The organism is Nannocystis exedens (assembly GCF_002343915.1).
In the GTDB taxonomy this organism is placed as follows: Bacteria; Myxococcota_A; Polyangia; order Nannocystales; family Nannocystaceae; genus Nannocystis; species Nannocystis exedens.
Genome location: NZ_NETK01000001.1, coordinates 11,221,844 through 11,234,683 on the forward strand (window position 1 = coordinate 11,221,844; position 12,840 = coordinate 11,234,683).

The 12,840-nt window shown below is 71.4% G+C and carries 14 protein-coding genes; 11 read left to right on the forward strand and 3 right to left on the reverse strand.

What is annotated here, in order from left to right; genetic code table 11:
- Nucleotides 1-114 precede the first annotated feature (114 nt).
- Together lspA (NAEX_RS43765) and lspA (NAEX_RS43770) are read left to right on the forward strand one after the other, a co-directional pair.
- Nucleotides 115-651 carry a signal peptidase II gene (gene lspA, locus NAEX_RS43765; protein ID WP_096333417.1) on the forward strand — a complete coding sequence of 179 codons (537 nt, stop codon included), beginning with the start codon at nucleotides 115-117 and terminating at the stop codon, nucleotides 649-651.
- Between the two features lie 132 nt (nucleotides 652-783).
- Nucleotides 784-1,374 carry a signal peptidase II gene (gene lspA / locus NAEX_RS43770; protein WP_096333418.1) on the forward strand — a complete coding sequence of 197 codons (591 nt, stop codon included), beginning with the start codon at nucleotides 784-786 and terminating at the stop codon, nucleotides 1,372-1,374.
- A 475-nt stretch (nucleotides 1,375-1,849) separates the two neighbouring features.
- Here lspA (NAEX_RS43770) and NAEX_RS43775 read toward each other — a convergent pair whose 3' ends face one another.
- The 3 genes from NAEX_RS43775 to NAEX_RS43785 all read right to left on the reverse strand — a co-directional run bounded on the left by NAEX_RS43775 (nucleotide 1,850) and on the right by NAEX_RS43785 (nucleotide 4,536).
- Nucleotides 1,850-3,115 carry a chorismate-binding protein gene (locus NAEX_RS43775; RefSeq protein WP_096333419.1) on the reverse strand — a complete coding sequence of 422 codons (1,266 nt, stop codon included), beginning with the start codon at nucleotides 3,113-3,115 and terminating at the stop codon, nucleotides 1,850-1,852.
- The gene (pgsA, locus tag NAEX_RS43780; protein ID WP_211302571.1) at nucleotides 3,112-3,711 is read right to left on the reverse strand and encodes a CDP-diacylglycerol--glycerol-3-phosphate 3-phosphatidyltransferase; all 600 of its coding nucleotides are present in this window, start codon (nucleotides 3,709-3,711) and stop codon (nucleotides 3,112-3,114) included. Before pgsA ends, NAEX_RS43775 begins: the two co-directional genes overlap by 4 nt.
- A gap of 78 nt (nucleotides 3,712-3,789) precedes the next feature.
- The gene (locus NAEX_RS43785) at nucleotides 3,790-4,536 is read right to left on the reverse strand and encodes a lytic transglycosylase domain-containing protein (protein WP_096333420.1); all 747 of its coding nucleotides are present in this window, start codon (nucleotides 4,534-4,536) and stop codon (nucleotides 3,790-3,792) included.
- An 89-nt stretch (nucleotides 4,537-4,625) separates the two neighbouring features.
- Between NAEX_RS43785 and nadB the strand changes: the two genes are divergently transcribed.
- The 9 genes from nadB (at nucleotide 4,626) to NAEX_RS43830 (ending at nucleotide 12,779) form a co-directional block, all read left to right on the forward strand.
- Nucleotides 4,626-6,239 (forward strand): L-aspartate oxidase, encoded by a 1,614-nt coding sequence (gene nadB, locus NAEX_RS43790; protein ID WP_096333421.1) that lies wholly within the window; start codon nucleotides 4,626-4,628, stop codon nucleotides 6,237-6,239.
- Between the two features lie 36 nt (nucleotides 6,240-6,275).
- A complete protein-coding gene (locus tag NAEX_RS43795) occupies nucleotides 6,276-6,950 on the forward strand; it encodes a hypothetical protein (protein ID WP_096333422.1) in 675 nt (224 codons plus the stop codon).
- A gap of 463 nt (nucleotides 6,951-7,413) precedes the next feature.
- Nucleotides 7,414-7,905, forward strand: coding sequence for a CarD family transcriptional regulator (locus NAEX_RS43800; protein ID WP_096333423.1), 492 nt, complete (start codon nucleotides 7,414-7,416; stop codon nucleotides 7,903-7,905).
- Nucleotides 7,906-7,918: 13 nt separating this feature from the next.
- Entirely contained in the window at nucleotides 7,919-8,446 is a 528-nt protein-coding gene (locus NAEX_RS43805) for a macro domain-containing protein (protein ID WP_096333424.1), read from the forward strand.
- On the forward strand, nucleotides 8,447-8,794 hold the full coding sequence (locus tag NAEX_RS43810; RefSeq protein WP_096333425.1) for a hypothetical protein: 348 nt from the start codon (nucleotides 8,447-8,449) through the stop codon (nucleotides 8,792-8,794).
- Nucleotides 8,795-9,195: 401 nt separating this feature from the next.
- Nucleotides 9,196-10,560, forward strand: coding sequence for a hypothetical protein (locus NAEX_RS43815; RefSeq protein ID WP_143141291.1), 1,365 nt, complete (start codon nucleotides 9,196-9,198; stop codon nucleotides 10,558-10,560).
- Between the two features lie 385 nt (nucleotides 10,561-10,945).
- Nucleotides 10,946-11,860: a DUF4388 domain-containing protein gene (locus NAEX_RS43820; RefSeq protein ID WP_096333427.1), complete on the forward strand. Its 915-nt coding sequence runs from the start codon at nucleotides 10,946-10,948 to the stop codon at nucleotides 11,858-11,860.
- A gap of 95 nt (nucleotides 11,861-11,955) precedes the next feature.
- Nucleotides 11,956-12,555 (forward strand): cob(I)yrinic acid a,c-diamide adenosyltransferase, encoded by a 600-nt coding sequence (locus tag NAEX_RS43825; protein WP_096333428.1) that lies wholly within the window; start codon nucleotides 11,956-11,958, stop codon nucleotides 12,553-12,555.
- Nucleotides 12,552-12,779 (forward strand): hypothetical protein, encoded by a 228-nt coding sequence (locus NAEX_RS43830; protein WP_096333429.1) that lies wholly within the window; start codon nucleotides 12,552-12,554, stop codon nucleotides 12,777-12,779. Before NAEX_RS43825 ends, NAEX_RS43830 begins: the two co-directional genes overlap by 4 nt.
- Nucleotides 12,780-12,840 lie beyond the last annotated feature (61 nt).

Below are 12,840 nucleotides of genomic sequence, written 5' to 3' on the forward strand. Positions count from 1 at the left end.
ACCGCTCTGGAGCCGCCCGTCGCTGGCGCCGGGTGCGGGCGAGGCCCTTGTCACGGATCTCGCCTCGCGAACGGGTTCACGGCGGGCGCGACCCTGGTATGCTCCGCGCCCGCCATGGCCGCCCCACCCGAACCCACACGCGGACCGCGGATCGCCCTCGCAGCGGTGATCGCCGGTCTCAGCCTCGGCCTCGACCTTTGGAGCAAGGCGTGGGTCTGGAACAACCTGCGGGACCAGGCCGCCTGGAAGGTCAGCGACAAGCTGCTGCACTTCGACTTCGCCTGCAATCCCGGCTCCGCCTTCGGGTTCCTCAACGACGTCGACTGGGCGCGCTACTTCTTCATCGTCATCACCCTGGCCGCGGTGGGCTACCTCGTCCACCTCGCGCGGACCTTGCCGACCACCAGCCGCGCCGCCTTCGTCGCCATCGGTCTCATCGCCGGCGGCGCGCTCGGCAACCTGCACGACCGGCTCGTGCGGGTCTACGCCGGCGACTACTGCGTCGTCGACTTCATCGTCGTCTACCTCTGGGGCGGCAAGACCTGGCCGGCCTTCAACATTGCCGACGCCGTCCTGGTCGCCGGCGTGTTGTTGTTCCTGCTCGTGCTCCCGCGCACCGAGGCGCCCGCCGACGGTCGGACCACGGCCTGAGGCGGACGGCCGTAGCACGCCGCGCAGGCCGCCGGCTGCAATTCTGCCCACCTCCGGGGCTCTCCCCGCCAGCGGTGGCTGCGCTTGCCCGCCCTGGTGCCTCGGGTACACTGGCCAGGTTTTCGGCCCTACATGAGCGACACGCCCGTTTCGAAGTCCAGCCGGCTCCGGCCGATCCTCGTCACCGCGTCTGCAGCCGCGGTGTTTCTGATCCTCGACCTCGTGACCAAGAGCTGGGCCTGGGACAACCTCCGGCCGCCGAACCGGTCGATCGCCGCGATCGGCAACTGGTTCCACTGGTCCTACAGCTTCAACACCGGCTCCGCCTTCGGCTTCCTGCGCGGCCAGGACTTCTCGCGGCCCCTGTTCATCGTCGTCACCCTGGTGACGGTGGTCTACATGGCCGCCCTCGTCCGCAAGCTGCCGACCGACCGCCTCTACGGCTTCTTCGCCATCGGCTGCATCATCGGCGGCGCCCTCGGCAACATGCACGACCGCCTGCTGCGCCAGGACACCGACCCCCACGGCAACCTCACTCACGGCGTGGTCGACTTCATCCGCGTGTGCGCCCCGTGGAACCCCCGCGGTCTGTGCTGGCCCAACTTCAACGTCGCCGACATCGCCCTCGTCGTCGGCGTCGCGCTGCTCATCCCCTACTTGATGTTCCACGCGCAACCGCCGGAAACCAAAGAGGACTCTCCGGAAGCAAAACCCGCGACCTGAGGGTCCGCAGGACCCGGTCGGCCGAAACGAGGTCCGCCGCCGCCGACGACAGGGTGGTCCGGGCGTCGCTCGCGCGCTGGCCCCGGACAACATCGCGGCGCCCGGAGTCCACAGGCACGACCGGCCCGAGCGAGGCTGGGACGGCCGGAGATGGCCCCCAGCCGCCCGCACCACGGCGAACCGCCGGAGCCGGGCGAGTGAGGCAAGGGGCCGGCCGGAGCTCGTCCCTTGCTCGCCGGCGCCTTCGTGAACTGCCGGCGCCGCGCCAGCGAGGCAAGAGCCGCGGCGCGGCGCTGAATCCCGGCCCGCAGCACGAGCGAGAAGCCGAACGACTCAGACCCGCAGCTCGCGGGCGAGGCCACGCGCCTCAAAGCCTCGGCCCTCCACGGGGCGCTTGGGCGCCAGCCCAACCCGCATCCAGGCGATCGACAAATGTGTCGCTGTCCGGGACGCAGGGGCCACTGCGCCGAGCCGCTCACTCGCGTTCGAACGCGCGCACCTTGGCCCAGCACTCGCGGCGTTCGGCCTCCGGATCGGAGTCGATCACGATCCCCCCGCCGCTCTGCAGCCACAGCCCGGCCGCGTCGGCCACCCCCGTGCGGATCGGGATGCTGCAGCGCAGCCCGTCGGGCAGCAGCGCCACGATCGCCCCGCAGTAGATCCCGCGAGCGCGCTGCTCGAGCCGCTCGATGTGCTCGACCGTCCGCCGCTTGGGCGCTCCCGTCACGCTCCCGCCCGGGAACACCGCCGCCACCACCTCTGCCAGCGTCCATCCCCGGCGCAGCGTGCAGCGGACCTCCGACACCAGGTGATGCACCGTCGGCAGCGTCACCAGCTCCGGACGGGCCGGCGCGCGGACCGAACCCGGGTGCGCGATACGGCCGAGATCGTTGCGAACAAGGTCAACAATCATCACATGTTCGGCCAGATCCTTGATGCTCTGCTTCAACTCTTCTTGAGCCGCCCGGTCCTGCTCCGGGTCGGCCCCTCGCGGCCTGGTCCCCTTGATCGGCCAGGAGCGAGCCAGGTCGCCCCCGTCCTCTCCCGCCCCCAGTTCGATCGCCACCAGCGTCTCCGGCGAGTTGGAGATCACCCAACGGCCGCACGGTCGCCCGGCCTCGACCGCCAGCAGCGCCCCCATGCTCGCGGGGGTCGCCGCCTGCACGGCCGCATACACGGCGGCCGCCCTGGCCGCCAGCGGCCGGCTCGCCCATTCCGGCGACCACCCGGCCACGAACGGCTGCGTCAGGTTGATCTGGTACGTCTCTCCCGCCGCGATGAACTCCTGCGCCCGGCGCACCCGCGCGCGGTAGTCCTCGGCGGCGACCAGCGCCTCGACCGGGCCGAGCGGCCACCCCTGTCCCGAAGGCCACTGGCTCGCCCCCAGTCGCCCCACGAGCTCCGCCCCGGCACGGGGATCTCCGTGGATCCGCTCGCCCGCCCCGAGCTCGAGCGCCGCCCGGTAGCGGCGGAGCACCAGCCCCGGCAGGCTCGCCGCGGTCGGCGGACGGCCGAGCAGCGCCGCCGTGCCGACCTCGTAGGTCAGCCAGCCGAACCACGGCAGCGCCGGCTCGGCCCGCCACAAGGCCTCGATGGTGGGCAGCGCCGACAGGTCGTCGGCCACCACCTCGAGGTCGGGCTCGAGCGCCACGAACCCTCGCCCTGCGCCGCCGTCCAGCCACGCCAGCGCCCCGCCCGGCTCCGACGCGGCCAGGGCCGCGATCTGGCGCGCCCGGCTCACTCGGTGTTCTTCTGCGCCAGCGCCTCGCGGAAGCCGAACGTGTAGTCGACCGCGCTGATGATCGACACGAACACCGACAGCCCGAGCAGGACCAGGCCGACGCGGTGGAAGTCGAGCGCCTCCTCGACGCCCGGCAGGCGGTACCGGTAGTGCATCAGCAGGAACGAGATGCCGGTCAGCTGGAACGCCGTCTTCGCCTTACCGCCGGCGCTGGCGGCGATGATGATGTTCTCCGAGCTGGCGAGCGAGCGCAGGCCGTTGATGTAGAACTCGCGGGTCAGCAGCAGCACCACCAGCCAGGCGGGCGCGCGGTCGTCCATCACCAGGTAGATGAGCACCGCCGCCACCATGATCTTGTCGGCGAGCGGGTCGACGAACTTGCCGAACACCGTCACCAGGCCGGAGCGGCGGGCCAGCCAGCCGTCGATGAGGTCGAGCAGCGACGCGACCGTGAACAGCAGCGACGCGAGCACGCAGCGCCACGGATCGGTCTTGTCGATCAGCATGAGCACCGGCGGGATGAGGAACACCCGACCGATGGTGATCATGTTGGGGAGATTCAGGATCTCCCGGCGGAAGCCTTCGTACCTCTTCACAGAAAGCCGCGGGAGCCTACCGCGAAGCCCGGGCCAGGTCCAAGACAAGACGCGGGGCGCCGCGAGATCGGCGGCGACTCACGGCCCGGCGATCGCCCGCGCGGGGCTCGCCCCGCCGGCCCCGTCCTGAAGCAGCCGCTCGTACGCATAGAACCGGCGCAGGACCGCCTTCACGTACGCCCGCACCCCCGCGTGAGGCGGTACCCCGCCGTACTTCTGCACCGCGCCGGCGCCCGAGAAGTAGCCGGCCGCCACCAGCACCATGTCGCCGCCGAAGCGGTTGGCCAAAAGTCGCAGGAACTTGGCCCCGCCGTAGATGCTCTGGCGCGGGTCGAACGGCTGCTGGACCCCGAGGAAGCGCGCCGTCGACGGCATCAGCTGCATCAGCCCCATCGCCCCCGTGCTGCTGACCGCGCCGGGATAGTAGTTGCTCTCGGTGTGAATCACCGCGCGCACCAGCGACTCCGGCAGCTGGTACAGCCGCGCGGCCCCGCGGATGTGCGTCTCCCAGCGGCGCGAGCGTTCGTCGGCCAGCGCCTCGGCGACCTCGACCTGTGGGTCGCGGCGCGGCGCCGACGGTTCCGCCTCGGACGCCGCCGTCTTCGGCGCCCCGCCTTCGCCGCCGCTGCCCGGCATCTCCTCGACCTCGCGCCGGCCCGCGCCGACAGCGCGAACGGGCGTCACGTGGACCACCCCCTGCGCGTCCGTGTAGCGGCGGTAGGTCGGTTCGGCCGCGCCGGCCGGGCCGCCCGGAAGCGCGATCAGGATCGCCGCCAGCACCGCCGCGCGGGCGCCCGGCGCCCTCCAGGCCAGTCGCCGCGACATGGGCCGATCCGCTCCCACCGGCCCAGCCTATCGCCGCCGCGGACCCTTGTCGACCGGCCCCGCCGCTCTGCTACTTTCGCTCCACGACCATGACCGCCGGCACGCCGATCCATCACGCGCGCTACCTCGTGCTCGGCAGCGGGCTCGCGGGCCTCTACTTCGCCCTCGAGGTCGCGGATCGCGGGCCGGTGGTGATCCTCACCAAGCACCGCGCCGAGTCGAGCAACACCCGCTGGGCGCAGGGCGGGATCTCGGCCGTGTTCGCGGGCGACGACTCCCTCGAGGAGCACATCGAGGACACGCTGACCGTCGGCGCCGGCCTTTGCAACCGCGACATGGTCACCTACGCCGTCCAGCGCGGGCCCACGCTCGTGCGGCGCCTGGCGGAGCGCTACGGCGTCCGCTTCGACCGCGTCGGCGGTGACGAGCACGCCCCCTTCGAGCTCGGGCGCGAGGGCGGGCACTCGCGCCGGCGGGTCGTGCATCACCGCGACACCACCGGCTACGAGATCGAGCGCGCCCTGCTGGCCGCCGCGCACGCGCACCCGAACATCACGATCCACGAGCACCACACCGTCATCGACCTCTTGAGCTGGACCAAGGTCGACGGCAGCCGCGGCTGTTTCGGCGTCTACGCGCTCAACAACGCCGCCGATCGCGTCGAGGCCTTCGTCGCCCCGATCACCGTCCTCGCCACCGGCGGGGCCGGCCGCGTCTACCGCTATACGACCAACCCGGCGGTCGCCACCGCCGACGGCGTCGCGGTCGCGTACCGGATCGGCGCCTCGGTCGCCAACCTCGAGTTCATGCAGTTCCACCCGACCTGCCTGCACCACCCCGACGCCAACACCTTCCTGATCTCGGAGGCGCTGCGCGGCGAGGGCGGCATCCTGCGGCGGGCCGACGGCAGCGACCTCATGGCCGAGCGTCACCCGATGGGCTCGCTCGCCCCGCGCGACGTCGTCGCCCGCGAGATCGACGCCGAGCTCAAGCGGTCGGGCGAGCGCTGCGTGTTCCTCGACATGACGCACCTCGATCCCGACTACGTGGTGAGCCGCTTCCCGGCGATCCACGCCCGCTGCATGTCGGTCGGCATCGACATGCGCAAGGACCCGATCCCGGTGGTCCCGGCGGCCCATTACATGTGCGGCGGCGTCGTCGTCGATCGCCACGGCCGCACCGACATCCCCGGGCTGATGGCGATCGGCGAGGTCGCGATGAGCGGCCTCCACGGCGCCTGCCGCCTGGCCTCGAACAGCCTGCTCGAGGCGGTCGTCCTCGCCGACGGCGCCGCCCAGGCCTGCGACGACTTCGGCCGCGGCCCGCCCGACCAGCTCAGCCCGTGGAACGAGGGCGCTGCGCGCGAGTCCGACGAGGCCGTCATGGTCTCGGCCAACTGGGAGGAGGTGCGGGCCGCCATGTGGAACTTCGTCGGCATCGTCCGCTCGGACAAGCGGCTCGAGCGCGGGCGGCGGCGGCTCGACCTCATCCGCGAGGAGATCCTCGAGTACTACTGGAAATTCCGCGTCACCCGCGACGTGCTGGAGCTGCGCAACATCTCGCTGGTCGGCAGCCTCATCATCGAGTGCGCCCGCCAGCGCAAGGAGTCGCGCGGCCTCCACTACACGATCGACTACCCGGTCACGCGCGACGAGTACGCGCACGACATCATCCTCGACAAGCGCAGCGGGCCCAAGGCCTGAGCCGACCTGGCCTTCGTGACAGGAACCAATCGAGCCGTGCCCCCGCTCCCCGACCCCTACGGCGCCCGCCGGTCGGCCCTCTCGTGCCTGCTGCTCACCGTTCTGCTGCTGGTCGCCTGTCGCGGCGGTGGTGGCGCCCGCAGCCCCGAAGCCTTGCGCGAGGCCTATGCCCGCGCTCTGGCCGACGACGATCCGGCGGCCGCGTACGCTTTGCTCAGCCCGGAGCTGCGCGCAGCCACCTCGAAGGAGGCGTTCGCGGCGCGCTGGAAAGCGCAGGCAGCCGAGCGTTCGGCGGCGAAAGCGGCCATCGATACGCTTCCGTCGGCGCTCAAGCCGCCGATGCGCGGGGGCGAGACCGTCCACGAAGGCGCCGTGCTCACGTGGGCGGAGGTCGGCGGGCATTACCAGGTCGTGACCGGCCTGCCGGGCTTGCCGGACCTGTCGACCCCGGCAAGCGCGATTCGGGCCTTTCTCGCCGCGGTCCGGCGGGCCGATCTCGGCGCGCTTTCGGCGCTGCTCGCAGACGATCTCTCTTCGCGCCTCCGCGACGACTGGAACCGCCGAGCCGACCTTCTGGAGCAACTCCTGAAGCAACCTGGCGCAATTGAGTTCACGCCGGGGATGGAGCGTGCGATCTTGCGCTACGAGCCCGGGCGCGCCCTGACGCTCGAGCAGACTCCTCAGGGATGGCGGATCGTGGCGCTGCAGTGAGATATGCCAGGTTCACACCGTTCTTTTCACTGGACGCGCCTTACCCGGCTGCTATCTACTTTGCCCGACAGGCGGGCAAACCCGCTCGTCCGCGGTGGCAACAGTCGTAGCCACTCGCAGTAGCCACCTGACGCGCCGGCCTCGCGATGGCCGGCAAGTGGCCGACCGGTGTCCGGGCGGCCGTCCGAATTCGACCCCCTTGGCTTGTCGCTGCTTCTTCGCCCTTTCCGCCGCGCCATCCACCCGCCGCGCCGTCACCTGCAGGATCGCCCCGATCGGCCCCCTGGGCCTTTTTTCCGCTTAAGGAGCGCCCTGCGCCGACGCGCCGAGCTCGACTGCACCGGGCCCAACTGTCCCGAACTACCCTGAAGGTGGGGGATTTCGTCCCCACGACGCCCGCCGACGAGTCGGCGGCATGAGAGGTGCAGAGGGGCGCGCGCAAACGCCTGGAGACGAACTGCCGATGCAACCCCGATTCAACGTTGGTGAGAAGGCCGTTTACCCGACTCACGGTGTCGCCGAGGTCATGGCCCTCGAGACGAAAATCATCGAGTCGCGCCCCTTCCAGTTCTATCACCTGCGCGTCCTCGGCTCCGGCCTGAAGATCATCGTGCCGGTGGCCAAGGCCGAAGAGAACGGCATGCGTCCGCTCGCTGACGGCGAGATGATCGACGAGCTCTACGATCTGCTGCGCGACCACGAGGTCCCGTGCGATCGCCAGACCTGGAATCGGCGCTACCGGGGCTTCATGGAGAAGATCCGCACGGGTTCGCTGTTCGAGGTCGGCGAGGTGTACCGCGACCTGAGCCTCCTCAAGCACACCAAGAACCTCTCCCACGGCGAGCGGCAGATGCTGCAGACCGCCCGGAACCTGGTCATCCGTGAGCTCTCGACCGTCCGCAACGAGCCCGAGTCCGCGATCGCCGCTGAGCTGGACTCGATGCTGCAGGCTTGAGTAAGGTCCGCGCGTGGCCACCGACATCAATGAGTCCGTCGAGATCCAGATCTCGACCTTGCCCTGGGAGCAGATCGCGGTCGACGCCTTCGTCTGTCCGACCAACTCCGAGGGCGTGATGAGTCACTTCCCGGCCAACAAGATCCGCGACCTGGCCGGCCGCGAGGTCGAGGCGATGGTGAAGGAGCACACCCCGCTGGCGATCGGCGCCGCGTTCGTGACGCCGGCGGGCAAGATGAAGGCGAAGTACCTCATCCACGTGCCCAACACCGACCGCCCCGGCGGTCGCGTCCAGGTCGAGGACGTCCTGCGCGCGACGGCGGCGGTGCTGGTGGCGTGCAAGGTCAAGGGCTTCACGAGCGTCGCCGTCCCGCTGATGGGGGCGTTCGAGCTCGGGATCCCGGCCGAGGAGGCCGCCCGCGCGATCCACAGCGAGCTCAAGGTCTACCGCGGCGACCGCCCGCTCCGCGCCTTCCTCATGGCCAAGGACGCCGACGACGTCGAGGTGTTCGAGCTCGCCATGGAAGGGAACATCCCGTAGATGGGCCCCTTGCTCGACTACTTGCCGCTCGTCGCGGCCGTCGGGCTCGTCGGGGTCCTCGCCGGCCTGGTCCGCGCTCGCGCGAAGCAGCAGGCCGCGCCCGAAGCCGGCGACAGCTTGGTTCAGCTGCGTCCGCGCCAGCCCGTCGACACCGGCGGGCTGCTGGCGCTCGCCGGCCTCGGCTTCGCCCTCGCGCTGGCCCTCGTCCTGTTCGCGCCGACCGCCGCGGTCTGCCTGTCCAGCACGACATGTCCGGAAGGACCTGCCCTTTGGGTCAGCGCCGCCGGCCTCGGTCTGCTCGGCCTGGCCACCGCGATCGCCTGGCCCTCGCTGACGCGCGCGCCATGACCCGCCCGCGCGTCGTGGCCTCGCCTGCGCCCGCGTCGGCGAGCGGCGACGTCGCGCCGCGCCCGTCCACGTCGCCGAGCGACGCTGTGAAGCGGGGCGACGACTTCGCATCGTCGAACGAGGCGTCCTGCGAGGTCGCATCGCTGCTCCCGCTTCAAGGCGTCGCGCCCACCTCGGCGAGCGCCGCTGCGATGGAGGGCGACTTCGCGGCGTCGAACGAGGCGCCAGGCGCATCGCTGCTCTCGGTACACGCCGTCCCGCCCGCGACCATGCCGCTCCACCTTCACGCCTGCGTCGCAGTCGCCAGCTCGGCGCCCGCGGTCGCGTCGCTGCTCCCGGTTCCCAGCCTCGCGCCCGCGACCTCGCCGGCGCCCTCGCGTCGCTGCTGCTCGCGCCAGCTCGTGTCGACGCCCGCTCGCGACCTCGCGCTGCGCGAGTCGAGTTCGGTCGCACACGTCGACGCGTCGACCACGGTCACGTCGCGCCCGGTCGTGTCGCGGCTCGTGCTTCGCGGCGACGATGCGACCTCGAGCTCACCGCGCACGCGTCGCTCCGCTGCGAACGTCGCCACCCTGCCCTGCCTCGCCCTCTTCACGCTCGCGCTCGGCTGCGGCGCACCGCCCACGGGCGTGCGCGCCGAACCTGGGTCGCTGGTGTTCACGCCGGCGGCCGAGCGTCTGGAGCTGCGGCTCATGAATCACGGCGAGGCGCCCGTGCCGTTGACGCGGATCCGCTTCGACACCCGCACCCCCGACTGGGCCGCCTTCTCGATCGAGAACCGCGAGTACCCGCGGGAGATCGCTGCCGGCGGGGCCGTGAGCCTGCGCCTCCGCGTCGACCGCGACCACTTCGACCGCGCCGGCGCCTCGCGCTCCGGCAGCGCGCGACTCCTCTTTGCGGCGGGAGAGGCGCCGCAGATCGTCGAGCTCCGCTACGAGGTGCCCGATCTCGCGAGCGATCTGCGGCGCGCCGCGATCCGCACCGCGATGATGCTCGCGCTCGTCGCGCTCGCGTGGGCCTCGACGCGCCGCACGCGGCTGACCTGGACGACCTGGCTGCCCGTGCTCGCCGTGCTCGCGCTGTTCCCGTTCGGCCCGGGCCTGTGCCTCGGCGGCGTCGGCCGCAGCCTCTCGCTCGCGGACGTCGAGCAGTGCGCCGCGGGGCGGGGCGGCGTTCCGCTGGCGCTCGTCGCCGTCGGCGAGGGCTGGCTCCTCTATCTCCTCGCCCTCGTGCTCGCCGGTCTCGGTCGTCTCCTCGACCGGGCTGCGCTGGCCCGGCGCCTCGCGTCGCGCGACCTCGCCCTTGCGGCCGCATTCGCCGGTCCGCTGCTGGCCTTTGGCACCCTCGATCCACGGCGCCTCGTGGGGGAGCAAGCGGCGGGCCTCGTCGGCGGCGCTGCGATCCCCCCCGCGTGGGGAATCTTCGTGCAACCGATCGCCGCTGCCGTCGCCCTCGCGGTCGCGGCCGCGCCGCCGACAGGGCGGCTCGAGCGGCTCGCCTTCGCGGCGGCGTTCGTCGCCTGTTTCCTCGGCGGCGGTGGTTTGCCGGCGGCGACGCTGGCGGGCACCGGCCACGGCCTCGTGCTGTTCATCGGCGCAGTCGTGGCGGCGGCGAAGATCGCTGCGGTCGTGTGGTTCGTGCAGCGGCTGCACGCGTCGCCCACCGGCTCGCGTGCGCGCGCTGCTCTCTTCTTTCTCGAGCGGGCCGCGATGCCCCTGGCGATCGCGAATTTGCTGGTGACGTCGGCCTACGCCCTGCTGCGGTGACGTGTGGTGCGAGCAGGGCTCGGCGGCCAGGTCCCGAGAGACTCGTGCGGCGCTGCGCACTCAGCGCGCAGCGTGTCCGGCGTCTCCAACGTAGCTTTTTTCCGAAGCAGGTGTTAGCGTGGCCGGCGAAAAGCCTTGACCGCAGGCTTGCCCGGCGAGCGCGGATGCTAGTTCGGACGCCAAACCTCGTAATCCGAGTGAGACGGGACACACGCGACGCCGTTACGGCCCCACGGACCTGGGCTGCGATGGCGTCGCCGCAGGCTCGCGTGAAGAACCTGTCCCAAAGATATGAGCAGGCGCGGTATTGTACCCAGACCAACATCGGTGGGAGCTGTCCCCCCGATCGCGGTCGCGGCCCACGTGGGCCACGGGGAGGCGAATAATGGCAACCACGATCGCCCAGATCGGTGGATTTGAACTTTGGGACATCCTGCAACTTGCGCAGACGTCGCGCATGTCGATCAAGCTGTCCGTCGAGTCGCCGCATGGCGTCGGCGCGATGTTTTTCCAGGGCGGCAACCTCGTCCACGCCGAGACCGGTGCGGCCCAGGGTGACGACGCCGTCAACACGATCCTCGACTGGCGCGAGGGCAGCGTCTCGTCTTCGCAGTTGCCCGAGAACTGCCCGCAGACGGTGCGACACACCTCGATCGTCGCGCTGTTGATGGACCGGGCTCGTCAGCGCGACGAGGCCTCGCGCAACGAGCCGCCGCCGCGCAGCGAGCCACCGCCACGCAGCGAGCCGCCCCCGCGCGCGGCGACGCCGCCCTCCCCTCCGCCGGTGCCGGTGATTGAGAAGCCGCAGCGAGCTGCGCCGGTCACCGTCCCGCCACTTCCGCCGCTGCCCATCACCACCCCGTCGCCGGCGTTCCCGGCTGCCCCCAACGTTGCAGCGCGCGACAAGGAGCTGTCAGACATGGACCTCAAGGTCGTGAAGGCCATCCTCGAGGAGCTCGACGACCACCTCATGGGCGGCCTCATCAGCGTCGACATCATCAGCAAGGCCTCGGGCATGTCGCTCGCGGGCATCAACTCGGCGCCCAAGGCGTGCGCCATGTTCAACCGCCTGTCCGAGCAGCTGCACAACGCGCTGACCCGCTCGGAGGATGCCCTCGCCAAGGGCATCAACAAGTTCATCATCGAAGGCGACAACGGCCTTCTGATCTTCGTCATCGAGCTCGACGAGCGCCACCGCTGGGCGATCCTCGTCGACGGCGTCAAGGCGCAGCTCGGGTGGGTGTTCGTCATCATCCCCGAGATCCAGCCGCGCCTGATCGCCGCGCTGAAGGGCCGCTGAGCAGGCTGTCCTGAGGGGCATGTCCTCCTGGACATGTCCCTCGACACCTGCCCCAGCGCACCTGCCCGGACGAACCTGGCCGATCGGACAGCCCCGTGGTCTACATCAGCAAGGTCTACACGAAGTTCGGCGACCGCGGCGACACCATGCTCGCCAGCGGCGACACCGTCGGCAAGGACACGCTGCGGGTCGCCGCCTACGGCGAGGTCGACGAGCTCAACGCCGTGATCGGCGTGCTGCGCGTCGAGATCTCCCGCGTCGGCGAGCGCCGCGAGTTCCTGGCCGCGCTCGACGCCTCGTTGGCGCGGGTGCAGCAAGAGCTGTTCGACCTCGGCGCCGAGCTGGCGACGCCGGGCGCGACCGAGGGCAAGGCGCCGCTGCGCGTCGAAGAGGCCGACATCACGCGCCTCGAGCAGGAGCTCGACGCGTGGAACGCCGACCTGCCGCCGCTGCGCAGCTTCATCCTGCCGGGCGGTGGCCCGCTCGGCGCCCACGCTCACCTCGCGCGCACCGTGTGCCGCCGCGCGGAGCGCACGGTGGTCGCGCTCACCCGCGTCGAGCCGGTCCGCGCCGAGGCCGTCCGCTACATCAATCGCCTCAGCGACTGGTTCTTCGTCGTCGCCCGCGCCGCGGCCCACGCCTTCGACGTGCCCGAGGTGCTGTGGGATACCCACCGTCGGAACCCCGCCCCGTGACCCCGCCCCTCCTCAAGTTCCGCTACGAGTACCCGCCCGGCGAGGCGCACTTCCTCGAGGCGCCGACGGCCGAGGCCGCGGTGCTGTTCCTGCGCCGCACGTACCCGCACAACCCCGTCGACGTGCTGCCGACGCTGCGCGAGATCTCGCGCTGGCCCGCGTTCTGGAAGACCGTCGACGCCCAGGGGCTCGTCGTCCCCGACAACGCCAAGCCGCGCTCCTGAGCGGTTCTGCGGCGCCGGGGCTCGCTTGACAGCGCCCGAGGCCCCGCCCACCCTCCGAGGC

What these genes read in the sequence shown, in the direction of transcription:
- NAEX_RS43785 (WP_096333420.1), bottom strand. Translation starts at nt 4,536, where the DNA reads ATGTCGCGGCGACTGGCCTGGAGGGCGCCGGGCGCCCGCGCGGCGGTG.
- NAEX_RS43800 (WP_096333423.1), top strand. Translation starts at nt 7,414, where the DNA reads ATGCAACCCCGATTCAACGTTGGTGAGAAGGCCGTTTACCCGACTCAC.
- nadB (WP_096333421.1), top strand. Translation starts at nt 4,626, where the DNA reads ATGACCGCCGGCACGCCGATCCATCACGCGCGCTACCTCGTGCTCGGC.
- lspA (WP_096333417.1), top strand. Translation starts at nt 115, where the DNA reads ATGGCCGCCCCACCCGAACCCACACGCGGACCGCGGATCGCCCTCGCA.
- NAEX_RS43810 (WP_096333425.1), top strand. Translation starts at nt 8,447, where the DNA reads ATGGGCCCCTTGCTCGACTACTTGCCGCTCGTCGCGGCCGTCGGGCTC.
- lspA (WP_096333418.1), top strand. Translation starts at nt 784, where the DNA reads ATGAGCGACACGCCCGTTTCGAAGTCCAGCCGGCTCCGGCCGATCCTC.
- NAEX_RS43820 (WP_096333427.1), top strand. Translation starts at nt 10,946, where the DNA reads ATGGCAACCACGATCGCCCAGATCGGTGGATTTGAACTTTGGGACATC.